Here is a 224-nt window from a genome sequence, read left to right as displayed (position 1 = left end):
CCGTTTGAAACCGAAATGCCGATGCCGGTTTTTGATGTAGTGGCTCCTGCCGCAGCCATTAAAGAGTTAAGCAAGGCAACCATTGCCTTGTGCACCACCGGTGGTATTGTTCCGGCGGGAAATCCGGACAAAATCCAATCAGCCAGTGCCCAAAAATGGGGCAAGTATGATGTCAGTGCAAGTAATGCCCTGGAAGCTCCCTGCTATTATACAACCCATGGCGG

At 51.3% G+C, this 224-nt stretch carries 1 protein-coding gene; it reads left to right on the top strand.

Annotated elements, in window-relative coordinates; translation table 11 throughout:
• On the top strand, positions 1–224 hold a 224-nt coding region (locus GT1_RS22035), incomplete at both ends, for a glycine/betaine/sarcosine/D-proline family reductase selenoprotein B (protein ID WP_188400498.1).

Source organism: Sporomusa sp. GT1 (genome assembly GCF_014634905.1).
GTDB classification, from domain to species: Bacteria; Bacillota; Negativicutes; order Sporomusales; family Sporomusaceae; genus Sporomusa; species Sporomusa sphaeroides.
Note: the sequence above shows the minus strand (reverse complement) of the source record. Positions and strands in the feature narration are given on the sequence as shown.